This is a genomic window from Streptomyces sp. NPDC058470 (assembly GCF_042721055.1).
In the GTDB taxonomy this organism is placed as follows: domain Bacteria; phylum Actinomycetota; class Actinomycetes; order Streptomycetales; family Streptomycetaceae; genus Streptomyces.
Window position 1 is genome coordinate 107964 of the sequence record NZ_JBHXMF010000004.1, and the last position, 22148, is coordinate 130111.

Below are 22148 nucleotides of genomic sequence, written 5' to 3' on the forward strand. Positions count from 1 at the left end.
GTGCTTCCCGGCGCGTGTGATGCGTACCGCTGCTGACCGGAAACCGTCGCACCCCTACCCTTTTGCCATGCACACCGTTGCCGTACTCGCGCTCGATCAGGTCATCCCCTTCGATCTCTCCGCCCCGATCGACACCTTCGGCTGGGCGCGGCTGCCGGACGGGCGGGAGGCGTACCGGATCCGGGTCTGCTCGGTGACGGAGGAGGTGAGCGCGGGTCCGTTCGCGGTGCGAGCCCCGTACGGCCTGGAGGCGCTGGCCGAGGCGGACACGATCATCCTGCCGGGTGTCGCCGACCCGACCGTGCCGCTTCCGCCGGGCGTCGCGGAGGCGGTGCGCGCGGCGGCCGCGAACGGCACCCGGATCGCCTCGATCTGCGTGGGCGCGTTCGTCTTCGCCGCCACCGGCCTGCTGGACGGGCTGCGCGCGACGACGCACTGGATCGCGGCCCGGGACCTCGCGCAGATGTACCCCGCCGTGACCGTCGACCCGAATGTCCTCTACGTCGACAACGGCCAGTTCCTCACCTCGGCGGGCGCCGCCGCCTCGATCGACATGTGCCTGCACATGATCCGCAAGGACCACGGCTCGGCCGTCGCCGCGCACGCGGCCCGGATGTCGGTCGTGCCGCTCGAACGGGAGGGCGGCCAGGCCCAGTTCATCATCCACACCCGGCCACCGGTACCGGCCGGCGCCACCCTGGAGCCCCTCCTCGACTGGCTGGAGGAGAACGCCGAGCGGGAACTGACCCTGGAGGACATCGCCGCCCACGCCGACATGAGCACCCGTACGCTCAACCGCCGCTTCCGGGAACAGACGGGCACGACGCCTCTGCAGTGGCTGCACCGGGCGCGGGTACGGCGCGCACAGTACCTCCTGGAGACGACCACGTATCCGGTCGAACGCATCGCGTCCCAGGCGGGGTTCGGCTCCCCGACGGCGTTCCGGGAGCGGTTCAAGAGGGTGGTGGGGACGAGTCCGTATGCGTATCGGCGGGCGTTTCAGGGGGTGGACGGGGCGGGGACGGGCTCGGCTGCCGCTGCCGTTGCCTCGTAGGCGAGGTTGTCGGGGCCGTTCGCTGCTCAGGCGGCCCGTCGGTCGGCTACGGCTCAGAGGGGTCGGGGCCGTGTGCTGCTCAGGCGGCCCGTCGGTCGGCCACGGCCCAGGAGGCGAGGGCGACGGCCCCGGCGGCGCCGAACACGGCGGGCCAGGCGCCCACTTTCTTGGACAGCGGATGAGACCCGGCGAAGGCGGCGACGTACGCGACGGTCAGCGCCCCGGCGGCCCTCCCGCCGGCCTGCTGCCGCCACTGCTGAGCGGCCGTGGCTCCGGCGGCGGCCAGCACGATCCCGCCGAGCTGCCGCTTCTTGGTCCAGCGGGCCACGCCGTACCCACCAATGAGTCCACTCGCGGCCACCACCGCGGCCGGTACCCTCGCCACCTTCGCCATCACTGCCTCCACTGCCTCCACTGCTACGTGTCTCGGACGAACCGAGGCTAGCTCGCCGCGGCGCGGTGCTGGGGGATGGGTCCAGAGGATCGGGTCAGGCTCGGACGCCGAGGCGGAGGCCGCCGTTGGCGTCGAGGACCGGGCCGGTGATCCAGCGACCGTCGTAGGAGGCGATGACATCGACAACATCGGCGATATCGGCGACGTCCTCGGCTCCGCCGAGGTGGTTGAGGACGGTCTGGCCGGTGAGGAACCACCAGTCCCGTAACCCTGGCGATCAAAGATCAACCTTCACCTGAACGGCATCGATCGGGTCCCGACGCGCGCTATCGTCCAGCCGTGACCGGTTCCGAACAGCGCCCGTTGCTCTTCCTCGATGTCGACGGACCGCTCATCCCGTTCGGGGCGCCGCCGCCGCAGTATCCCCGCGGGCATCCGACCTACCAGCCCGGTCCCGAACCACACCGCGCCGATTCGAATCCACTCCTGACCAGGATCAATCCCGAGCACGGCCCCCGCTTGGCGGCGCTACCGTGCGAACTCGTCTGGGCCACGACATGGATGACCGACGCGAACGAATCCGTCGCACCACGGCTTGGTCTGCCGGAGCTGCCGGTGGTGATCTGGCCGGCCCCTTCGGACGCCGACGAGCAGGACGAGCGCCACGGCCTGCACTGGAAGACCCGCCCCCTCGTTGGCTGGGCAGTCGGCCGCGACTTCATCTGGGTCGACGACGAGATCACCGACACCGACCGGGCCTGGGTATCGGCCCACCATCGAGGTGAGGCCCTGCTTCATCGCGTCGATGCGCGCCAGGGTCTCACCGACGCCGACTACGCGGCTCTCAACGACTGGCTGTGCAGAGAATCCGCGAGCCGACCCTTCCCGGATGCCCGGGACTGAGCGCTCCCGCCGTGATTTGGGACAGTCTTCGAAGGGCGCTCTTGAGGCTCACCCCATGGCGCGCGAGAGGAACCGCACGACTCCGGGAAGGCGGACGGTCTCGGCCTCCAAGTCGTCGGTGACCAGGTCCATATGGACACGGTTCTTCACGCGCTTGGGCTCCGGTACGAGTTGGAACCACAGGCGGGGCCACCGCCCTGTGGCTCAAGGAGCGCGGTCGGGTCGTCCTCAGGGCCTGCGGTCCCCAGCGCACGGAGCCGCGCGAGTTCCGGATCGTCGTACGGCGCAACGACGTACGCATTCAGTACGGCAGCCCAGAAACGGGCCGCAGTAGCGGGGGAGCCAAGTCGACGACGATGTCACGCAGGCGTGCCATTCATTCACTCACTCGCCCTGCGCAGTGAGACAGACGATGTCACGACACGCTTGCGCAGGACTTGGAAGCCGCATCGCAACCGGACTTGATCGCCTCGCTCGGGACTCGGAAGCCGTGTCTCAGGCGGACTTGATCGACTCGCGCTCTGGTCGGCCCGGCCGCGCAGCCTGTCGGGTCAGCCAATCGTCCAGGTCTGGTTGTCCCGGCCGTTGCACTCCCAGAGGACCGCTCCTGTTCCGCTCTCGCCCCCGAAAATGTCGACGCATTTCTGTGACTGATCAGCCAGGAGTTCCGTACCGGAGAGGTGGAATTGCTGGCTGGCGTCGCCGCTGCAGCCGCTCAGTTGGATCTCGGTCCGGTCATCGGTCGCCCCTCCGGCCACGGTCATGCATTTCCCCGACGACCGGAGGCTCCCATTCGATCCGACCTGCCATCGCTGCGCCGCGGAACCGTTGCACGTGGCCTGGATGAGCTGTATCCCCTCGGTCCCGGCGCCGCTGCTCAGGCACTTCCCGGAGGCGGCGACCACCAGGGTATGGCCGGTGGCGGGGGCGACCGATGAGTCGGATCCGCTGTCGGTGGTCGGGTTCTCGTCTCCGGGTTCAGGGGCGGGACCCTCCTGTCCGGCCTTGGGCGTCGACTGCTGCGACGGGGGGTGCGCCGTCGATGACGTGCCGCTGGAAGCCGTAGAGCTCGACGGTGAGGAGGAGACGGAAGAGGCCGTCGGCGTGTTCGCGGACTGCGACGGCGTGGTGCCGCCGACCGGGAGCGGGCCGGATGACGCTGTGGCGTCGCTGGTGTTCTTCTCCGGCGCAGTGTTGATCAGCAACGAGATCGTGATCAGTGTCGCTGTGGCGACCGTTACAGCAAGCGCGACCAGCTTCTTCGTACGGCTCGTACGGCTCGTACGGGTATTTCGGCCGCCGGAGGGCCGCGGCGCCTGCGGGTCTGTCGTGGCGGGCTGGGGGCGTTCCGCTGCCGGGGCCCCCATGCCGGCGGCGGATGCCTTGCGTGGTCTGCGTGCTGAGTTCGGTGACGGCGACGAGGCCGGTGACGGTTCCGAGTTCGGTGACGGTTCCGATTTCGGGTCCGGCTTCGCGGCCGGAGTCGCAGCCGCTGGAGCTGGAGCCGGAGCTGGAGCTGGAGCGTCGGCGGCCGCCGCCGCACGGGCGGCGGGCGGAGTGGTGGAGGAGCCCACTCGCCGTATTCGTTCCGGGTCGGCATCCACTGTCCGCAGGAGGCGCTCGGCGTCCTCGGCCGACATACGGTCGGCCGGGTTGCCGACGAGCAGAGCTTCGATCAGCGGGGTGAGAGGCCCGGCGCCGAGGACCGCGGGAGCCGGTTCCATGGCGATGGCGTACATCGTCTGCCCCGCCGTGTCCCGGAGGAATGGCGAGCGCCCTTCGACCGCCTGGAAGAGCGTGGCGCCCAGCGCCCACAGGTCGGCTTCCGGGCCCGGCGGCCCGCCGACGAGACGCTCGGGGGCCATGAAGTCGATCGACCCGACCAACTGGCCGGTGCGGGTGAGAGTCGAGGTCTCGGTGGCCTGGGCGATGCCGAAGTCGGTGAGGACCACCCGGCCGTCGTTGGCGAGCAGTACGTTGGCCGGTTTCACGTCCCGGTGCAGGACCCCGGCCCGGTGCGCCGCCCGTAACGCGGCGAGTACGCCGCGGCCGATCCTGGCGGCCTCTTCGGGCGGGACCGGGCCGTGTGCCTTGATCAGGTCGGCGAGAGTGGTCGAGGGCACGTACTCCATCACGATGATGGGCAGACCCTCGTCCTCCACGACATCGTGGACGACAACGACATTGGGGTGGCTGATCCTGGCAGTGCTGCGGGCCTCGCGGCGGGTGCGCTCGAAGAGGGTGGCGAGTTCGTCGGCGTCCAGATGCGGCTGGGGATGGAGCTTCTTGACGGCGACCTCGCGGCCGAGGAGATCGTCGTGGGCGCGCCACACGGTGGCCATACCGCCTCGGCCGATCCGGTCGAGGATGCGATAGCGGTCGGCGATCAGCCGTCCTTCGTCGGACACCGTGGGGTTCCTTTCCACTGCTTCAGGACCGATCGGGCCCGCGGCGCCACGGGGCGCCTCTGGCCGGCCCAACGCCCAACGGCTCCTCGGGTACGGCGTGTTGAGGAGCGCCCTGTCATCAGCCGAAGGGAGCGATCATACTTTGGCCAAGTGACGCCCCCGCATCGATGTCTCGCATGTCGCTGACGGATGTCACTCATGGATGCCGCTCATCGATGTCACCCATCGAAACGGGCCTACGTCTTCCACGCCACGTCACGGCACCCCACGCCACGGCGCTCCCCCCGCCCCCGTCCCGCCGGACAGAGCCTGCCGGTGAGGCGCTCGAAAACCGGTGGAGCAGCGCCGCCGTACGCCATTACCGTGCTGCCGAACCAAGTCGCCCAGTCAAGGACGCGCCGTTGTACACCCTGTGAGACCTCCCGAGAGCTGATCTGTCGCGCGTCGCGCATCCGCGCCGCGCTCCTTTTTGCTGCGGACTTCTCACTGAAACCGGTGTACTTCTGTGCTCGAAAACTGGGTGGTCGCGCCTACCTGCCTACCGCTCGTTATCCGCCGCTGCCACGCGTGCGCGTCCGAGCGCTTCCAGGCAAGCGGCAAATTCCGCGTCAACGCACACCACAAGCTCATCGACGCCTGGCTCCTCACGCTCTGCACCGCGTGCGGGGAAACGGCAAAGCTCACGGTCCTGGAGCGGGTGAACGTGCGCTCCGTACGACCCGACCTGCTGGACCGGCTACATGACAACGACCTCGTCCTGACAGCCGAGTTGCTCCAGGATCCGGTCGTGCAGCGCCGCAATCGCATCGCCCTCGACTGGGACAACGCCTGGCGCCTCGACACCGGCGGATCGGATCACTTGGACCGTGAGGCGTCGGATCACCTGGACCGCGAGGTGATCGACGTGTCCGTCCGCTTTGCGGCGCGGATCCCCGTCCGGCCGGTGCGGCTGATCGCTGAAGGTTGCGGCCTTTCGCGGGCCGAGGTCGAGAGACTGATCACGGAGGGCAAACTCGTCTCGGCAGTCCGGTTGAACGGCAAGCTCACCGGAGACTTCACGTTCACGCTCAAGCGCTGAGCTCTCCTTGGGCCTGAATCCTGAATAAGGGCCCGGTACGCCGCAATTGGCGCACCGGGCCCTGGCCGTGGCCGGAAGACCGGTCAGCCGAGCTTCCAGGCGGGGCCTGTGGACAGGAGGGTTCTGCTGACCCATACATTGCCCAATATGGAGCCCTTTTCCTGGCGTTCGAGGACGGCACTGCTGTCAGGGCCCACGATGAGGCGCTGGTGCAGGCGTTCGCACTCGTGGTCGGCGGGCGACCATCGACCGAGACCGCCGGTTAGACGGGGACGGCGGCGGTGACCGCAGCGACGGCGAGGGCGGCCCCGACGAACGGCGCCATACCCCGCACGCGGACCCGCCGTTTCTCGACGACCCCGCTGTGTCGCGGGCCACGGCGGCCCGTACCGCAACCTGCGCGGCGGCGACCGCCGACGGGCTCGGCGGATCCACCCGCCGCCTACGCCCGGATCCGGTCGATCCTGCGCAAGGCCGGCGACGTACGCCCGTCCGCGCACCCGGAGCTGGAGCCGGCGGAGGCCGAGCGCGCCCTGAGCCTGCACGTGGAAGCGTTTGCGGAGACGGTTGCGGAGGGGGAGGCGGGAGTACGCCCCGCACAAGCTGACGGCGTGCCTGTACCAGGTGGCGTCGCTGTACACGTCCTTCTGCGACAAGTGCCCGGTCCTGAAGGCCGAGACGCCCGAGCAGGTGGCGAACCGTCTGCTCCTGTGCGACGTCACGGCCCGCACGCTGCACCGGGGCATGGCCCTGCTGCGCATCCGGACGCCTGAGCGGCTCTGAGCGCCTGGAGTACCTGCTGCGGCCCGTCCTCTTCGCGCACGAGAGGACGGGCCGCAGCGGGTTCGTGGTGCGGGCCGTCCGTCAGATCGCGTCGGCGACCGGTATGCCCCGGAGGACGAACCGCTTTCGGCCTCCGCCCCGTACTCCCTCGCCCCCCAATGCCACGGAGCCGCCTGCGAGGGACTGGACCCGATGCGCATGGATTGCGGCTCCGGCCCCGACACCCTCACCACGTACCGCACCGCTACCGGCGCCCATGTGGAGCTGCGCTACAGCGAGAAGTGCGGCGCGAGCTGGGCCCGGATGTGGGGGACCCGGATCGGCGACCGGGTGGAGGTCACGGCGGCCGGCCCGACCCACGACGTGCGCATTGGGGACAAGGAAGACACGGAGACCTACGTCTACACCGGCATGACCGCGGCCCACCCCGGCAGCACCGTCCGGGCCTGCTTCCAGCCCGCGTCGGCGGACGGCGAACGGGAGTGCGTCGAGGCCCGCGTGGGCGGGGCCGCCACCGGAGAGCCACGGTGAGCGCCTTCCTGAAGGGCATCGGGCGGGCCCCTGAAGCGCGCGCTGTCGTCCAGCCGTGACCGGTTCCGAACAGCGCCCGTTGCTCTTCCTTGATGTCGACCTTGATGTCGACGGACCGCTCATCCCGTTCGGGGCACCGCCACCGCAGTATCACCACGGGCACCTGACCTACCGGACGGGTCTCGACCCACACGGGGTCGGCTCGAACCCACTTCTGGCCAGGATCAACCCCGAGCACGGTCCTCGCCTGACGGCGCTACCGTGCGAGCTGGTCTGGGCCACGACATGAATGGCCGACGCGAACGAAACCATCGCACCACGGGTCGGCCTGCTCGAGATGCCAGTGGTGATCTGGCCGGAGCCATCGGACGCCGATGAACGGGACGAGCGGAACGGACTGCACTGGAAAACCCGCCCCCTCGTCGGCTGGGCAGCCGGACGTGTCTTCATCTGGGTCGACGACGAGATCACCGACACCGACCGGGCCTGAGTGTCGGCCCACCATCGAGGTCAAGCCCTGCTCCATCGTGTCGACCCGGGCCGGGGCCTCGCCGACGCTGACTACGCCGCTGTCGGTGAGTGGCTGCGCAGGGAAACGGCGAGCTGACCCCTCCCTCACCACCATGGGTGACCCCGCCGAAGAAGTGCAACCCTCGGGTTGCGTCTGGAGGGGTGATGTGCAACTCTGAGGTTGCACCCAATGTCGCCAGTGAAGGAGTTCCCCCATGAGCGAGGACCGGATCGAACGCGAAACCCTGATCGCGGCCCCCCTGGAGCGGGTCTGGTCGCTGGTGGCCCAACCCGCGTTCTGGGTGGCCGACAAGGCGACCCTGCCCGGCACCGTGGCCAAGGAAGGTGAGTTGATGGTGGCGAAGAACGCCGAGCACGGGGACTTCCCGGTGCGGGTGGAGAAGGTCGAGCCGCCGACGTACCTGGCGTACCGCTGGACCAGCGCGTTCCCCGGGGAAGAGCTGCGCGAGAACAACAGCACCCTCGTGGAGTTCACGTTGGCTCAGGAAGGCGACCAGACGCGGCTCCGAGTCGTCGAGAGCGGGTTCGCGGTGCTGGCCGGGTCCGAGGAACTGCGCAGTCAGAACCTGAAGGACCACAGCGCAGGCTGGCCCCTGGAGCTCGACGCGCTCAAGACGCGCGCCGAACAGCCCGCCACGTGACGGAAGAACGTCCTGGCGCGGCCGAGGCCGTCGACAGCGTCCTCGGCGCGCTGGCCGACCCGACGCGACGTCAGCTGCTTGACCTGCTCGCCGCACAGGGTGAGGCCACCGCGACGACGCTGGCCGAACGGCTTCCCGTCTCGCGGCAGGCGGTGGTCAAGCACCTCGCCGTCCTGGACGCCGCCGGGCTGGTTTCCGGCGGCCGGGTCGGACGCGAGGTGCGGTACGCGGTACGGCCCGCGGCCCTGAACGCGACGGCCCGGTGGATGGCCGGGCTCGCGGCCGACTGGGACCGGCGGCTGGCGAACATCAAGCGTGTTGCCGAGGCGGCGGAGCGGGATTCGCCCTCGACGCGACCTGCCTGAAGGGCGGCACGCTATGGACACGACAGCACTTCGCAGCGCCTACGACAGGTTGCTCGCTGCGGCGGCCCTCCCTGACCTCGGTGACGCCTGTGACGCCTGTGACGCCTGTGACGTCGGTCGCGGAGGATGGAGCGCCGATCAGGTACTGGCTCATCTCCGTGTCTGAACCTATTGCGGCTGGTCAAGGCACTTGAGGCGAGCGGAGATCATCGGGCCCGGACCGGCATCCAGCTCGGTGATCGCAAGTAGCGACAGGAGCGTCGCCGTGGTCGCGATCCTGAACTGGCCGCCGGCTTCGCCGAGCCGGAAGACTCAGAAGGCGTGAGGGAGACGGTGCCGGCCCGTGCCGCCCTGAGTGAGGAATCCGTTCGCCACGATCAGGTCACTCAGGCCGCGGCGCGCTCGACGAGTGGGCGGCGCCGCAAGGCGGTCTCGGTCAGTGATCGCGGGGGCAGGAAGGCGGCGGGGTTGTACATGTTCCTTCCGGGCGGCACGATTTCGTCGATCCGGTCGAGGGTCGCATCGTCCAGGGTGAGCGCGGCACCCTTGAGCAGATCCTCCAGCTGCTGCATGGTCCGCGGTCCGATGATCGCCGAGGTGACGGCGGGGTGGGCCACGGTGAAGGCTATGGCGAGCTGCGGGAGTGTGCAGCCGATGCTTGCCGCGAGTTCGATGAGGTGTTCGACGGCGTCGAGCTTGGCGGCGTTTTCGGCGATCGCGGGATCGAAGAATGCCGGTCGGAGCGCGGCGCGGCCGGTTGCCATGTCGACGGGCTGGTCCTTGCGGTGCTTGCCGGTGAGGAACCCGAAGGCGAGAGGGCTCCAGACCAGTACCCCCATTCCGTAGCGCTCGCAGACGGGCAGGAGCGAGGCTTCGATCCCGCGGGCCAGAATCGAGTAGGGCGGCTGGGCGGTGCGGAAGCGTCCGAGGCCGCGCCGCTCGGAGGCGTGGTGTGCCTCGACGATCTCCTCGGCCGGGTAGTTCGAGCAACCGAAGGCGCGGATCTTTCCCTGGTGCACAAGGTCGCTGAGCACCGAGAGTGTCTCCTCGATGTCAGTGGAGTGGTCGGGGAAGTGGACCTGGTAGAGGTCGATCCAGTCGGTGTTCAGGCGCCTGAGGCTGTCCTCGACCGCCTTGAGGATCCAACGCCGCGAGTTCCCACCGCGGTTGCGCCCCTCGCCCATGGGGAAGTGGACCTTGGTGGCGAGTACGACGTCGTCACGGCGCCCCCGCAGCGCCTTGCCCACGATTTCCTCGGACTCGCCCTGTCCGTACATGTCTGCGGTGTCGACGAAGTTGATTCCCTGGTCGAGGGCGGCGTGGATGATGCGGACACAATCGTCGTGGTCCGGGTTGCAGCCCTCCTGGAACATCATGGTCCCGAGGCAGTGGACACTGACCTCAATACCGGTCTTGCCGAGAGTGCGATAACGCATGGTGATGCCCCTTGCCAGTTCAACGCAGGTAGAGCGACAGAAGAGTCGGTCGCACGAGGGACCCTAGGATCTAGACTCGGCTCTAGATCAACCCCGTTACCCTGACCTGCATGGCTGAGATGACAATAAGTCTGAGCATCGGACAGGTCGCCGAAAGCACCGGCTTGAGCGTTCACACGCTGCGCTTCTACGAGCGCGAGGGCCTCTTCGTCAATCCCGTGCGCCGCCGACCCGGCGGGCGCCGCGTCTACAGCCAGGATGACGTCGACTGGCTGACCGTCTGCATCATTCTCCGCGCCTCAGGCATGCCCCTGCCCGCGCTCCGCCGATACGCCGACCTCGTCAGAGAGGGAGCCGGTAACGAGGAAGAGCGACTCGCGCTCATGCGCGAGCACCAAGCGCACGTCACCACCCAGATCGGCAGGCTCACTGAGTCCCTGGACCTGATCCGGTTCAAGGTCGGGGTGTACGAGGACATTGCCGACCAGGACAGCGCCGCCGGCCGGCAATGTCACGCCCCATCCCCTGCGGCTGACGGAGAACACACGCCAACGCTTCGCCACGAAGCAGTGATCGAGTAACCGGCACTGCCACGATCGCTCGTCGCACCTTCACCGGAACCTTCGCCGAGCGACTACGACCGGGACCACTACGCCCGCATCCGGGCCGAACCCGCCTAGGTTCGTTGCCAAACGCCTCCATCGGATGGCAGGGCGCCTGGCTTCACTGTCCAAGGACACCGCGGGGTGGTGGCCACCGGGGGCCACACCGCGGGGTGGCCCCCGGTGGCCCGGATGTGCATTCTCACGTGACCTTGTCTCTGTCTCATCCCCTGTTCGCCGATCCGCTGATCAGGGACAACGCCGGTGAGAGTGCCCAGGTCGTTGCTAGGTGACGTTCGATCGGTTACCGAGTCGCTCCGCGAGGCGGGGCAGGAGGCGCAGGGCGTTGTTGCGGTTGATGTTCTGGCGGGTGCGCCCGTCCAGCGACGGATCGCGGTCCAGTTCAGTGGTGATGATGCCGACCTGGTCGGCCGGCATTTGGGGCCAGTCGGTGCCGTAGAGGACATGGGTGGGGTCGGCGGCGGACAGCAGCGAAGGGGTGGCGTACGGGGAGGTGGGCATCGCGGTGTCGTAGTAGAAGCGGCGAAGTGCCTTCCGGAATGCCGCAGGGGCGGGGCCCTCCCCGAGTCGGCCGGCGAGCTCGGCTCGTCCGCCCAGGTAGGGCAGGAAGCCACCGGCGTGGGACAGGATGATCGACAGATTCGGGTAGCGCTCCAGAGTGCCGGAGGTGATCAGATTCAGCGCTGCCCGGGTGGTGTCGAACATGTAGTCCGCGACCCAGTCTGCGACTCCGGGCAGGGCGCTGCCGCCTTCAGGGAGCCGGTCGGGGTGGGTGAAGATCACCGCGTGGCGCCGGTTCAGCTCGGCGAACAGCGGGTCGAAGGCCGGGTCCTCGAGATAGCGGCCCCCGGCGGAGGTCATCAGAATGACACCGTCCGCCCCGAGCTCGTCCAGCGCGTACGCGGCCTGTTCGATGGCCAGGTCGACGTGGGCCGGCGCGAGGTTGGCGAAGAATCCGAACCGGGTGGGATGGTCCGCGACGAGTTCGGCCAGCGACTCGTTGCACACCCGAACGCCCTCCTCAGCCACCGCACGGTCCTGGAACGCTGCGGACGGTACCGGCGCGGAGGCGATGCCGACCGCCATGCGGTTGGCCTCCATCGTCTCCAGCGTGCTGGACAGGGACCAGCTCGCCCACCGTGGCCCGCCTTGCGGCGGCAGGAGCCTCTACGGTGCGAAGTGGCCGAAGGCGGTGAAGAAGATCACCGGCGAGGTCGACGAACTCCTCGCGTTCTACGACTTCCCCGCGGAGTACTGGGTGCATCTCCGCACGACAAATGCGATCGAGAGCACTTTCAGCACCGTGAAACACGGCACAGAAGGACGCCCTGGGTGCCCAGGTGCTCCAGCTGCGGGCGTCCACTCCGGACCAAGGCCACCCGCGGGGTCGGCAGCGCGGTCGCGGCCCTGGCCATGGTGTTCAAGCTGGCTGAGTCCGCCCAGGCCCGCTGGCGCGCGATCACCGCACCCCACCTCGTCGCTCTTGTCCACAACGGCGCCCGATTCAAGAACGGTCACCTCGTCGAACGCCCTGAGGCCACTGCAGCCTGATCACCCTTCACGCACGACAAGCACGGGATCATGAGGCAGGCTGCCGGAATGAGATCTCGAACCGGTGGTATGTGGTGGGGAACTGCGATCGAGGCACCGGACCCCAGCGGCCTGGCGAAGTTTTACGCCGAACTCCTCGGTTGGCACATCGGGCACGAGGAGCCGGGCACGACCATCGTCGTCGCCTCCCCGCAAGGGCCATTTTTCGTGTTCCAGCAGGCCGACGGCTATCGGGCTCCGGTCTGGCCTCCGGTCGAAGGCGAACAGCGCCCGATGATGCACTTCGACTTCCAGGTCGGCGATCTCGATTCGGCGGTCGCCGAGGCGGTGGTCCTGGGCGCCACAGTGGCGGAGTTCCATCCGCAGAAGAGCGTCCGGGTGCTCTTCGACCCGGCCGGGCACCCCTTCTGCCTGTGCCTGGACGAGGGATGACCGGCTGGATCACACGCTACTCGATCCACAACTACTGACAATGACTCCAGCATGCGGGCATCAGGACTCCTTGCTTATGCGATGGATGAGCGTCGCGGTGGACTCGAGATCGAGTGCCTGAGCGCTGAGGTACTGGAACGCCAACTCGGCGCGCTCCAACTCCTGTGGCCGCTCCGTGAAGAGTTCACCGCCGGAGCGGTTCAAACCGCCTGCTATGCAGTGCACCTCTGCCACGAAGCGGACCCATGCCGCAGCAGAGACCGCGAGATGTGGGCTCTCCGGCCGCTTGGAATCTCGTACGAGCACGCTGGACGGGGCGAAGGCGGTCTCGACGCACTCAGTTGTATTTCCGCCGCTGTATGACGATTTGAACCAGGCATGGTCGACGGCGGATAGGGAATCGGCGGGCATCTATAGCTCCTTGCGGGCGCGATGGATCATGGCAGAGGAGGCCTCCATGTCCAACGCTTGTGCGCGGAGGTACTCGAACGCAACTCGGTATCGGTTCAGTTCCTCGTCCTTCTCCAGGAAGAGCGAACCCGTGTGGAAGTCGACGTACACGACGTCAAGGGTCTGTTCTGTGCCGCCGATGATCACGAAGCTGCCAAGGGCCGCAGAGTGAGCTCCTTTGGAGAACGGCAGCACCTGGAGTGTGATGTGAGGCGATTCGTTCGCTTCAAGTAGTCGGTCGAGTTGCTCCTTCATGATCTCCGGTGAACCGACGACCCGGCGGACCACGGACTCGTCGAGAATCGCCCATAGACGCGGGGGCTTCGCGCGAGTGAGTACCTCTTGGCGTTTCATGCGAATGTCAACGAGCCGCTCGATCTCCGTCGGCTCTAGAGGCACTTCGTTGGCCTTCTGCAGAGCCGTGCTGTACGCGCGGGTTTGCAGAAGGCCTGGAACGTAGACGCAGGAGAAGTGGTCCTCGCGCACGGCCTCGTCTTCAAGCGTGAGCAGAAGGTTCATGCTCTCCGGGATGCTGTCGGAGAAGGAGCTCCACCAGCCCTGCTGCTTGGCGTCCTTCGCGAGAGCCACAACAGCGATCCGCTCGGGTTCAGTTGCGCTGTACTCGCGGCACAGCGCATCAATCACGATCCATTTGACCGGCCCGACCTGTGTCTCGTAGCGGCTGACCGTCGCCTTGGACACACCGACGAGTCGCCCGGCCTCCTCAAGGGTCAGCCCCTTACGAGCCCGCAGTTTGCGCATCATCGCGCCCAGTTGACGGCGCCGTGTTGTGGTCCGGACGGACATGCGACTCCTTCACGCGTGCGCCGGGCGCCAGCCCGGAGATCTCAATCAGGCTAGGCAGTACGGGAGTTGAAGTGCCAGCAGATTCACTCGATGGATTCTCATGAGAAGTTACACAGCGAGAGTTCTCTGTGTCATGCTCGTCGACAGATCGCTACGCAGTGGAGTCGTTTGAATACGACTGGTGCAGCACGTGCGTGGCCTGGGAGGGAGGAGTAGCCGTGCCTGGCTACCAAGTCACCGAACCCCGACTCCGCTGTGTTCTCCCCTTTGAGGCGGAGCCAGCGGAAGTCCGTCTGCTTCGGAAGGCTGCCGCCGCGCAGCTCGACCAGTGGGGTATGTCCGTAGCTGCCGACGAAGCCCAGCTCTTCGTCACGGAGCTCGCGACGAACGTCATCAAGCACGTCGGTGAGGGCGCTTCGGCGACCTTGATCCTGGAATCGCGGAGTGGGCGGCTGCGTGTCGAAGTCCATGACAAGAGCCGAGCGGTGCCATCGCTCAGGGTCGCGGGATGTGATGAAGAATGCGGCCGTGGCCTGCACTTGCTGACGGCTTTGGCGGTGGACTGGGGGACCGTCCTGACCGCGGTCGGCAAGGCGGTCTGGTGTGAGATCTCGCTGTCCCCCGGCCAGGACTGCCGCCGTATTGAGCGGGCCGTCGACGCCTTGGAGAGCTATCGGGGAGTGCGAGGTGGGGCTGTGTTGCAGGGCGCCAAAAGGTCGGCGGGACTCGAAGAATCAGCTGTGGAGCTGATCGCTGATCTGCTCCACTGGACGGCCGCCAGAGGTTGCGACCCAGACGACATGCTCGACCGTGCCCAGATGCACTACGAGGCCGAATCGGACGCGGCCTAGTGGGCGCCCTGGCCGGACTTCCGAATCTCGTCCCGCAGAGCGTCTGGTGTACGCCAGGATTCTCCGAGATGGCTCCTGTGGCACATGCGGTGGCAGTTGGCGCACAAGCATGCGAGGTCGTCGAGCTTGGTCTCCCGGGTCCCGGATATGTGGAGGGGGGTGATGTGGTGCACCTCGATGTAATCCTCGCCGAGGGGCCCGTAGGCGTCGGCGAAGTTGAAGGCACAGACCTCGCATTGAAGCGGCAGGCCGCTGCTCTGTACCTTCTGAATCTTCAGCTTGCGGAGCTTTGGATCGCGCTCGCGGAAGAGTGCCCAGCGTGTGAGGAGCAGCCCCTCGACCCCGGTGGTGCCAGAGTCGTCGGTCTCATCTGGCTGTGGTGGGATGAGATGCAGCTCGCCAGAGTCAATGCCCTTCCTGAGGGTCTGAGCGGCGTGCAGCATCTCTGCTTCGCGCTCGTTGAGGGCAGCGATCATCCGGCGCGTAGGTTCTCCGCACCGAGTTGGCTTGCCCTGGTAGGCGGGATGGTTCGTGGCGAAGTCGGAAGTCTTGCGGCTGACGCTGTCGGGGGAGCGGAAACCTTGGAGCGCGAGAGCTTCTGGGCTCTGGAACGGAAGCGACCGCAGCAGCTCGGACAGGTCTTGAACCTCAAGGTCTCCTGTGCGCAGCTCGCGCCAGCCGTTCTTCACGACAAGCGCCCCAGCCAGGAGCAGTTCATCCTCGGTCCACGCGGGCGTCTTCATAGGCAATATCGTATGAGTGTTCGGCGAGGCGGAGGGTGCGTTCAGCGAACCGTGGAACGTGTTGCACACTGGGTCGAGTCTCGTTGTCAGTGGGGTCTGTCACCCTCGGTGATGGTGGAGCGTACACAGCGCCCACCGCTGCACATGTGTAAGGAGGGGGCATGACCCGCGTGAACGAAGTCGAGTACACCTCTGTAGAAATCTGTGCCGGAGCGGGCGGACAGGCCATTGGCCTGCATCAGGCCGACTTCAGGCACCTTGCGCTGGTGGAGATCGACCAGCACGCGGTCGACACGCTCCGCGACAACATCAAGCTTCGGAAGGATTGGAGCTGGGAGAGAGAGCATTGCGACGTCCTGTCAGCAGACGTCAAGGAGTTCGTCCCCTCCAGGGACCTGGCGAAGAGTGCGAAGTTGCTGGGGAGCCACGGTCTGGATCTATTGGCGGGCGGTGTCCCGTGCCCGCCGTTCTCTCACGCCGGCAAGCAGCTCGGCAAGGATGACGAACGCGATCTCTTCCCGACGATGCTGAAGCTCGTCAAGGAGCTCAATCCACGCGCTGTGATGATCGAGAATGTCCGGGGGATCATGGACCCGAAGTTCTCTGACTATCGCGACTGGATCATGGCTCGGCTCCAGGGTGGCTCCTATCTGGAGGAGGACGGCGAACAGGCCCACACTCCGGGACTTGGGTACACCGTCTGTAAGTGGGAAGTCCTGGAAGCCAGTGACTTCGGGGTCCCGCAGCTCCGTCCTCGCGCCATCCTCGTGGCCTTTCGCAACGACGTTCTCAAGGACGTGAAGTACGAGTGGCCCACTCCGACCCATGAAGATCCGGTCAGCGTGGCGGACAGCCTCGAAGCGACCATGCTGGACCGGTACCAGCGGTACTTCGACGGGATCTATGCCGTGCGCGCCCGTAAGGCCTATGACGGCTGGCTTGACCAGGCTCGGAAGCGTGACGCTGAGCTCAAAGGCAAGGGTGGGGGAATCGCTCCCACGCTCGTCGGAGGGTCGAAGAAGCATGGCGGTGCGGACCTTGGTCCTAGCCGCGCGAAGGCTGCGTGGAAGCAGTTGGGAGTCTCGGGACTTGGTGTTGCTAATGACATCGAGACTTGCAAGGCGAAGGGTACCGAGGGTCGGGATCTCTTCGGGCCGGATGGTCCGATGCTCACGGTGAAACAGGCCGCGATCATTCAGGGATTCCCGCCCGAGTGGGCCTTCTCTGGCGGAAAGACCGCGCAGTACAGGCAAGTGGGCAATGCCTTTCCGCCGCCGGTGGCCAAGGCGGTAGGAAAGTCGATCGTTGACGTCCTGAAGGCGGCTCGCGAGCGTGACCGAAGGAAGGGCTGATCAGCTATCCTTGTCGCCCCTCCTGGCTGACAAGGCGCGACGCCATTCAACCTCAGTGGCAATCTGGGCAGCGCACTCCACTGAAGGCTCATGTTCCCAGAACCGGAGTACCGTCCAGCCGGCTTCCTTGAGGCGCTGGTCGGTGTCCCGGTCGCGGGCCATGTTGCGAGCGACTTTGTCTGACCAGTAGCCGGGATTGGTCTTCGGAGACACGTAGTGCTCCGGACATCCATGCCAGTAGCAGCCGTCGATGAAGACGGCCACTTTCGTCGCGCGGAAGACCATGTCTGCCGTCCGGCGAAGATCTGGGAGAGGTCTGGCTGCGACCCTGTAGCGAAGCCCGCGAGCGTGGACAAGCTTCCGGATCAGGCGCTCAGGTGTGGTGTCCCGGCTGCGGATCGCTTGCATATTTCGGCGACGGGCTGCTGATGAAGCCCAGGACCCTGCGGGCGGCGTCCAGGGTGAAAGACCGTCTCCTCGTTCCTCCATCACGAGTGCCGCGATCAGTACTCGGCGGGAGCTGGGACTGGACGGTCTCCTTCTTTCCAGACTGCGTAGTCCTGGCCGGAGATTCGCGTGGACCTCCTCGCCGACTGTGTGTTGTCTAGGTGCGCAACGCGAACCGCTACCCATGATCCTTTCTCGGGCACGCGAAGACCTAGGTCGCGCGCGATGTATGGATGCTGTTTTTGGTGGCCGAGAATCATGATTCCCGCGGAGCGCAGATGATGGCGGGCGTCACGAACACGCTTCGGGCTGTCGTCCTGGCGGGCTACTGTGAGGACTGTGTTGCGGTTTACCGAGCGGCCCTGCACGCGGCGGAAGAGCTCATTTGTACGTGACTGGCCACTAAGGCCAGTCTTGAAGATTGCTTCTCTGTCCTGCTCGGAAAGAGTCAGCAAGATATTCTCGGGGAGCTTACCTTCCGGGATGATCCACTCTATGGCATCGCGTCCCGCAGCGGAGGGGGTCCGCTTTCCGTCTCGGTTTGCTCCGAGATTCAAAAAATCATCGTGGATCCTGAGAAGACCTACTTGATAGCTCGCCTTGTGGTCGCTCGCTTTGATTAGCAGGCAAATGTGGCCGTCTGCCTCGCGAGGAATTGTCCAGTTGTCTCCGCTTGTGAATTTTGAGTCCACGTCATGGCCAGCGATGGAGAAGTCCATCTTATTTCCACGCCCGAGTTCAAATTCGGCTCGTGTGATGATCTCGACTTTAGTTCCGAGATATGTTTTCTCTGTTTTCTCGAGATCTTTCATGTTGAAGCGACCTGTCCGCTGTCCGTCGAGTACTTCGTCGATCGATTGGCGAAGAGTTTGACCGAAGCGGACCTCAAGATTCGGTTGCATTCTGAACCATTTGTGGACATCGATTAGGTCCGTATCGGGATTGGGTGGTCTTTTCGGCTTCGCAATAGCTTGGGCCGCTGCGATATCGCGGGAGAACAGGGAATCTTCCAAAGCTCGTTTCCTTGCAGAAATGGGAGAAGCAGTCAGTTATGCCGCGCCATGACAGACGTCATACGTTTGTCCCGACCCACACCAACACCCAGCCCCCCGCTGCGGCGGCCAAGCCACAGCCAGCCCCCGTGCCGCCAGCGTCGTCGCATACTGCGGCAGCAGCGTCGCGTCCGCCGGGGACGACGCCTCCGACGCCGCGAAGGCCTCGTACGACGGCACGGTCCCCGTCACGATCCCGAGGTTCGGGGTGCCGGACGCCGCCAGCTCCCGCAACGACGCCTCTATGGTCGCGAGGTGTTCCTCGTGGGAGGGGTACTCGGATTCGAGGGACGAGTACGCGGCCAGGAGTTCGGTCAGTTCCTCTGTCGGCCAGTGGAGGACCGCTACCGGGAACGGGCGGGACAAGGCCTGCCTGTAGGTGCCCAGTTCGGCTCGCAGGCGGGAGATTTCTGCCTGGAGTTCTTCCGGGTTGTCCGAGCCCAGGGACCATACGCGCTTGGGGTCGTGGAGTTCGTCCAGGGATACGGGGGACGAGTGCAGGGTGTCGGCCAGCAGGTCCCAGTCGTCGTGGGGGGCGCCCAGCATGCGGCGGACGCGGTGGCGGCCGAAGAGGACGGGGTGGGTGGCGTACGGGGGTTCGGCCACGTCGGTCAGCAGGAGGGTGGCTGCCTGCGTGAACGTTTCCTGGGCCGATTCCAGCTCGTCGTGGGATTCGAGGGACTCCGCGACGATCACCCAGGGGGCCGGGTCGCGGGGGGACGCGGCGCGGACTCCGTCGATGATCGCGCGGGCCTCCGCCTCGTGGCCGTACTCCCAGAGGTTGGAGGCCTTCAGGGCGCGTACCAGGTGGGGGTTGTCGAGGGAGGCCGCGGATGTCAGCAGGCGGTCGTAGAGCGCGGTGGCGGCGGGGCGGTCGCCGGCCAGTTCGAGGTGGGCCGCGGCCTGCACGAGCAGGTGTTCGGCGTCCTCGGGGTAGAGGCCGGCGGTACGTTCCAGGCGGGCTGCTTCGCCGGTGTGGTCGGCGTTCTCGGCAGGCGTGTCGGGGCGCATGGTGGACACCGTACTGCCGTCCGCCCGCGAACGAGAGGGATCCGCAGGCCAGAGGCAACAGAGGGGCAGGGGATCACACACCCGCACTTTGCCCTCATGGGTTGCGCGCGGGCTCACATCGCACGCTCACGCCATCACCCCGTCGATCTGCCGCGGTCGCACCGCCCCCGCCGCGCGAATCACGCTTACCGACTCCGCTCAGCTACGTGTCCGAGTGTGCCGTGTGCCGTGTGCCGTGTACAGGTCACTGCCGCCCGACGTGGCGTTCCAGCGCCGGACGCAGGGAACAACAGCTACGCAGGGGCAACGGCTATGCACGTACAGCTATGCGAGGCTGCGAACCAGCTATGCAGGGCTGCGAACGCTTACGGGGCTGGTGACTTGAAGCCGCACCCTTTATCGTGCGTGCCGCCCCGGCGACCACCCCGGCGAAGGAGGCGTACGCATGCGGGTCACGCGGGTCATGCGGGTTCCGGTCGTGCGGCGCAGTAACCGGCGACGGCGCGCCATCGGTCGGCGCGTCCTGTGGAGCTGCGGCGAACTCCTCGTCACCGTCGGGGTCGTGCTGCTGCTCCTCGTCGTCCATCAGTTGTGGTGGACCAACCGGCAGGCCCAGCACAATGCCGAGCGCGAGGTGCAGGCCCTGGAGAGGGAGTGGGGGACCGCGGCGCCGTCGGAGACGGGAGAGAGCGTGCCGTGCGTGGCCGCCACACCCACGCAGGGCGCCGTCCCGGAATCGTCGGCCGTCCTCAACAGTCCACGCACCCAACCCGGTTGATCCCAGGCCTACGCCGTCCTCGTCATCCCCCGCCTGGGCCTCCGCGTCCCCGTCGCCGAAGGAGTCAGCAAGCCGGACGTGCTCAACAAGGGGTACGTCGGCCACTACGAGGACACCCAACAGCCCGGCCAGGCAGGGAACTTCGCGCTCGCCGGGCATCGCAACACCCACGGCGAACCGTTCCGGTACATCAACCGGCTCAAGCCCGGGGACGAGATCAGCGTCGAGACGAGGGCCGCCCTCTACACGTACGTCGTCGACAAGACCCTTCCGCAGACCTCGGCGGGGGACGGCGGAGCCATCGGCGCCGTGCCGCGCAGCACCACCCGGCCCGCCTACGGGTACAGCGAGCCCGGGTACTACATCACGCTCACCACCTGCACTCCCGAGTACACCTCCACGTACCGGCTGGTGGTCTGGGGAAAGCTCACCTCCATGCGGCCGAGATGAGCGGCCGAGATGAGCCGCCGCGATGAAAGGAATCCCCTGCGTCGGCCCAAGCATCTGCTTGAGCCGGTGCGGACGAATCCCGTATAACTCATATGACCCCTACAGCGGGGATGACCATGAACGACTGGGAACGACCACGAAGGGAGGAGCAGCCCATGATCCGGGCCTGGGGCAAAGGCGCCATGCGTCCCGCCGCCCTGCTGCTCCTGCTGCTCGTCGAGGTCGCCCTGCTCGACACCGGCAGCCTTGCCGCCGCGGTCGCCGTCGCGTTCACCGCGACCGCCGCGGCCGGCTCCGCGCTCGCCGTCTGCGCGTTCATCGGCTCGCGCTGCGCGCCCGCCGTACCGCGTACGAACGTACGGACGGCCATCCGTGACCGCGAGCACCGTACGGCGTTCCTGCCCCAACGTGATCCCGACGCGGCGGGGCGTTCGCGCCCCCGGGCGCCGGGGCGTGCCCTCCTGACGGCCGCCGCGTAGGGGATCTCCCAAGCCACATCCGTGCACCGGTACATCCGTGCACCGTCCCCGCACCACCACATCCGTGCACCCCACGCGTGGTCGTCATGCCGCCGTCCCGTACGTACCCCCGTACTCCCGGCACGACGAGACCCCCGGAGGGCTCACTCATGTCCACGTTCCTGTCCGCTTTCGGCGGGCTGGTCGAGCGGCTCGCCGAGCTGCTCCAGCCGCTGTTCCACGCCTCTGCGGCGGCCGCCGCGATCGTCCTGATCACCGCGCTCGTACGACTTCTCGTGCATCCCCTGTCCCGGGCGGCGGCCCGCGGGCAGCGGGCGCGGACCAGGCTTCAGCCGCGGGTCGCGGAGCTGCGCAAGAAGCACGCGAAGAATCCCCAGAAGCTGCAGCAGGCGGTGCTGGAGCTGCACGCGGCGGAGAAGGTGTCGCCGATGTCCGGGCTGCTGCCCAGCCTGTGCCAGCTGCCGGCCTTCTTCCTGCTCTACCACCTGTTCTCCAGCTCGACGATCGGCGGCGAGGCCAACAGCCTGCTGGCGCACAAGCTTTTCGCCGCGCCCCTCGGCGACCGCTGGGCGGACGCGCTGGGCGACGGCGGGGTCCTCGGGGCGCCGGGGCTCGTCTACGTCGCCATTTTCGCGCTCGTCGCGGCCGTCGCGACCTTCAACTACCGGCGTACGAAGCGGATGGCGGCGGCCAACGCCTCGATGGTCGTCACCTCGGTGGGCGACGGTACCCAGCCGGTGCCGGGGCTCGCGACGATCACCAAGGTCATGCCGTTCATGTCCTTCGTCACGCTCGTCTCCGTGGCGGTGATGCCGTTGGCGGCCGCGCTGTACTTGGTGACCAGTACGACGTGGAGCGCGGTGGAGCGGGCGCTGCTCTACCCCGTGAACACCCCCTGACCACCCGCTGAACACATGAGGGCGGTCCAGTCCGTGATCAGGGACTTGCGGACTGGACGCCGAGCTTGGACGATCGACCAGTCATCCGATGGCTGCACC

General features: G+C 67.0%; 23 protein-coding genes and 4 pseudogenes. 16 read left to right on the top strand and 11 right to left on the bottom strand.

From position 1 onward, the window contains the following. Nucleotides 1–67: 67 nt before the first annotated feature. A complete protein-coding gene (locus ACFWP7_RS04255) occupies nt 68–1054 on the top strand; it encodes a GlxA family transcriptional regulator (RefSeq protein WP_384375719.1) in 987 nt (328 codons plus the stop codon). 79 nt (nt 1055–1133) lie between these two features. Here the strand turns inward: ACFWP7_RS04255 and ACFWP7_RS04260 are convergent, their stop codons facing one another. Continuing rightward, a complete protein-coding gene (locus tag ACFWP7_RS04260) occupies nt 1134–1439 on the bottom strand; it encodes a hypothetical protein (RefSeq protein ID WP_384376100.1) in 306 nt (101 codons plus the stop codon). A 348-nt stretch (nt 1440–1787) separates the two neighbouring features. Between ACFWP7_RS04260 and ACFWP7_RS04265 the strand changes: the two genes are divergently transcribed. Next, nucleotides 1788–2351, top strand: coding sequence for an HAD domain-containing protein (locus tag ACFWP7_RS04265; protein WP_384375722.1), 564 nt, complete (start codon nt 1788–1790; stop codon nt 2349–2351). Between the two features lie 48 nt (nt 2352–2399). Here ACFWP7_RS04265 and ACFWP7_RS04270 read toward each other — a convergent pair whose 3' ends face one another. Both ACFWP7_RS04270 and ACFWP7_RS04275 read right to left on the bottom strand, forming a co-directional pair. After that, nucleotides 2400–2501 (bottom strand): hypothetical protein, encoded by a 102-nt coding sequence (locus ACFWP7_RS04270; RefSeq protein WP_384375725.1) that lies wholly within the window; start codon nt 2499–2501, stop codon nt 2400–2402. 401 nt (nt 2502–2902) lie between these two features. Then, on the bottom strand, nt 2903–4759 hold the full coding sequence (locus ACFWP7_RS04275; RefSeq protein WP_384375728.1) for a protein kinase: 1857 nt from the start codon (nt 4757–4759) through the stop codon (nt 2903–2905). Nucleotides 4760–5264: 505 nt separating this feature from the next. On the opposite strand from ACFWP7_RS04275, the gene ACFWP7_RS04280 reads away from it, so the two are divergent. From ACFWP7_RS04280 to ACFWP7_RS04305, 6 genes and pseudogenes are all read left to right on the top strand, one after another. Further along, complete coding sequence (locus ACFWP7_RS04280; protein ID WP_384375731.1) at nt 5265–5837, top strand: DUF1062 domain-containing protein; 573 nt, start codon at nt 5265–5267, stop codon at nt 5835–5837. Nucleotides 5838–6277: 440 nt separating this feature from the next. Continuing rightward, nucleotides 6278–6620: pseudogene (locus tag ACFWP7_RS04285) on the top strand (DALR anticodon-binding domain-containing protein); the annotation flags it as partial. 183 nt (nt 6621–6803) lie between these two features. Further along, on the top strand, nt 6804–7151 hold the full coding sequence (locus ACFWP7_RS04290) for a DUF2690 domain-containing protein (protein ID WP_384376103.1): 348 nt from the start codon (nt 6804–6806) through the stop codon (nt 7149–7151). Between the two features lie 55 nt (nt 7152–7206). Continuing rightward, a pseudogene (locus ACFWP7_RS04295) lies at nt 7207–7758 on the top strand (hypothetical protein). A 118-nt stretch (nt 7759–7876) separates the two neighbouring features. Beyond that, nucleotides 7877–8323, top strand: a complete 447-nt coding sequence (locus ACFWP7_RS04300) for an SRPBCC domain-containing protein (protein WP_384375734.1) — start codon at nt 7877–7879, stop codon at nt 8321–8323. Next, nucleotides 8320–8688 (top strand): ArsR/SmtB family transcription factor, encoded by a 369-nt coding sequence (locus ACFWP7_RS04305; protein WP_384375737.1) that lies wholly within the window; start codon nt 8320–8322, stop codon nt 8686–8688. Before ACFWP7_RS04300 ends, ACFWP7_RS04305 begins: the two co-directional genes overlap by 4 nt. Before the next feature lie 386 nt (nt 8689–9074). Here ACFWP7_RS04305 and ACFWP7_RS04310 read toward each other — a convergent pair whose 3' ends face one another. Further along, a complete protein-coding gene (locus ACFWP7_RS04310; RefSeq protein ID WP_384375740.1) occupies nt 9075–10124 on the bottom strand; it encodes an aldo/keto reductase in 1050 nt (349 codons plus the stop codon). Between the two features lie 110 nt (nt 10125–10234). Here ACFWP7_RS04310 and ACFWP7_RS04315 point away from each other — a divergent pair, with 110 nt between their 5' ends. Further along, nucleotides 10235–10705 (top strand): MerR family transcriptional regulator, encoded by a 471-nt coding sequence (locus tag ACFWP7_RS04315; protein WP_384375743.1) that lies wholly within the window; start codon nt 10235–10237, stop codon nt 10703–10705. A gap of 306 nt (nt 10706–11011) precedes the next feature. On the opposite strand, the gene ACFWP7_RS04320 is transcribed toward ACFWP7_RS04315, so the two are convergent. Next, nucleotides 11012–11848, bottom strand: a complete 837-nt coding sequence (locus tag ACFWP7_RS04320) for an amidohydrolase family protein (RefSeq protein WP_384375746.1) — start codon at nt 11846–11848, stop codon at nt 11012–11014. 67 nt (nt 11849–11915) lie between these two features. Here ACFWP7_RS04320 and ACFWP7_RS04325 point away from each other — a divergent pair. Together ACFWP7_RS04325 and ACFWP7_RS04330 are read left to right on the top strand one after the other, a co-directional pair. Then, nucleotides 11916–12298 (top strand): annotated as a pseudogene (locus tag ACFWP7_RS04325) (transposase); the annotation flags it as partial. 48 nt (nt 12299–12346) lie between these two features. Then, nucleotides 12347–12730, top strand: coding sequence for a VOC family protein (locus tag ACFWP7_RS04330; protein ID WP_384375749.1), 384 nt, complete (start codon nt 12347–12349; stop codon nt 12728–12730). A gap of 60 nt (nt 12731–12790) precedes the next feature. Here the strand turns inward: ACFWP7_RS04330 and ACFWP7_RS04335 are convergent, their stop codons facing one another. Both ACFWP7_RS04335 and ACFWP7_RS04340 read right to left on the bottom strand, forming a co-directional pair. After that, nucleotides 12791–13141 (bottom strand): DUF397 domain-containing protein, encoded by a 351-nt coding sequence (locus ACFWP7_RS04335; RefSeq protein ID WP_384375752.1) that lies wholly within the window; start codon nt 13139–13141, stop codon nt 12791–12793. Continuing rightward, nucleotides 13142–13987: a helix-turn-helix domain-containing protein gene (locus ACFWP7_RS04340; protein WP_384375755.1), complete on the bottom strand. Its 846-nt coding sequence runs from the start codon at nt 13985–13987 to the stop codon at nt 13142–13144. Between the two features lie 218 nt (nt 13988–14205). On the opposite strand from ACFWP7_RS04340, the gene ACFWP7_RS04345 reads away from it, so the two are divergent. After that, complete coding sequence (locus ACFWP7_RS04345) at nt 14206–14838, top strand: ATP-binding protein (RefSeq protein ID WP_384376106.1); 633 nt, start codon at nt 14206–14208, stop codon at nt 14836–14838. On the opposite strand, the gene ACFWP7_RS04350 is transcribed toward ACFWP7_RS04345, so the two are convergent. After that, nucleotides 14835–15581 carry an HNH endonuclease gene (locus ACFWP7_RS04350; protein WP_384375758.1) on the bottom strand — a complete coding sequence of 249 codons (747 nt, stop codon included), beginning with the start codon at nt 15579–15581 and terminating at the stop codon, nt 14835–14837. The two genes, ACFWP7_RS04345 and ACFWP7_RS04350, sit on opposite strands and share 4 nt — an antisense overlap. Nucleotides 15582–15742: 161 nt before the next feature. Between ACFWP7_RS04350 and ACFWP7_RS04355 the strand changes: the two genes are divergently transcribed. Then, nucleotides 15743–16933, top strand: coding sequence for a DNA cytosine methyltransferase (locus tag ACFWP7_RS04355; RefSeq protein WP_384375760.1), 1191 nt, complete (start codon nt 15743–15745; stop codon nt 16931–16933). Here the strand turns inward: ACFWP7_RS04355 and ACFWP7_RS04360 are convergent, their stop codons facing one another. Genes ACFWP7_RS04360 through ACFWP7_RS04370 form a run of 3 tightly spaced genes read right to left on the bottom strand, consistent with a single transcriptional unit; the run spans nt 16934 to nt 19443 of the window. Further along, the gene (locus ACFWP7_RS04360; RefSeq protein WP_384376108.1) at nt 16934–17422 is read right to left on the bottom strand and encodes a very short patch repair endonuclease; all 489 of its coding nucleotides are present in this window, start codon (nt 17420–17422) and stop codon (nt 16934–16936) included. A 14-nt stretch (nt 17423–17436) separates the two neighbouring features. Continuing rightward, nucleotides 17437–18393, bottom strand: coding sequence for a NaeI family type II restriction endonuclease (locus ACFWP7_RS04365; RefSeq protein WP_384375763.1), 957 nt, complete (start codon nt 18391–18393; stop codon nt 17437–17439). A gap of 36 nt (nt 18394–18429) precedes the next feature. Continuing rightward, nucleotides 18430–19443 carry an SEC-C domain-containing protein gene (locus ACFWP7_RS04370; protein WP_384375765.1) on the bottom strand — a complete coding sequence of 338 codons (1014 nt, stop codon included), beginning with the start codon at nt 19441–19443 and terminating at the stop codon, nt 18430–18432. A 463-nt stretch (nt 19444–19906) separates the two neighbouring features. Between ACFWP7_RS04370 and ACFWP7_RS04375 the strand changes: the two are divergent. From ACFWP7_RS04375 to ACFWP7_RS04385, 3 genes and pseudogenes are all read left to right on the top strand, one after another. Further along, nucleotides 19907–20671, top strand: a pseudogene (locus ACFWP7_RS04375) (class E sortase). Between the two features lie 155 nt (nt 20672–20826). Beyond that, nucleotides 20827–21150 (top strand): DUF6412 domain-containing protein, encoded by a 324-nt coding sequence (locus ACFWP7_RS04380; RefSeq protein ID WP_384375768.1) that lies wholly within the window; start codon nt 20827–20829, stop codon nt 21148–21150. A 161-nt stretch (nt 21151–21311) separates the two neighbouring features. Further along, complete coding sequence (locus ACFWP7_RS04385) at nt 21312–22049, top strand: YidC/Oxa1 family membrane protein insertase (RefSeq protein ID WP_384376111.1); 738 nt, start codon at nt 21312–21314, stop codon at nt 22047–22049. Nucleotides 22050–22148: the final 99 nt, after the last annotated feature.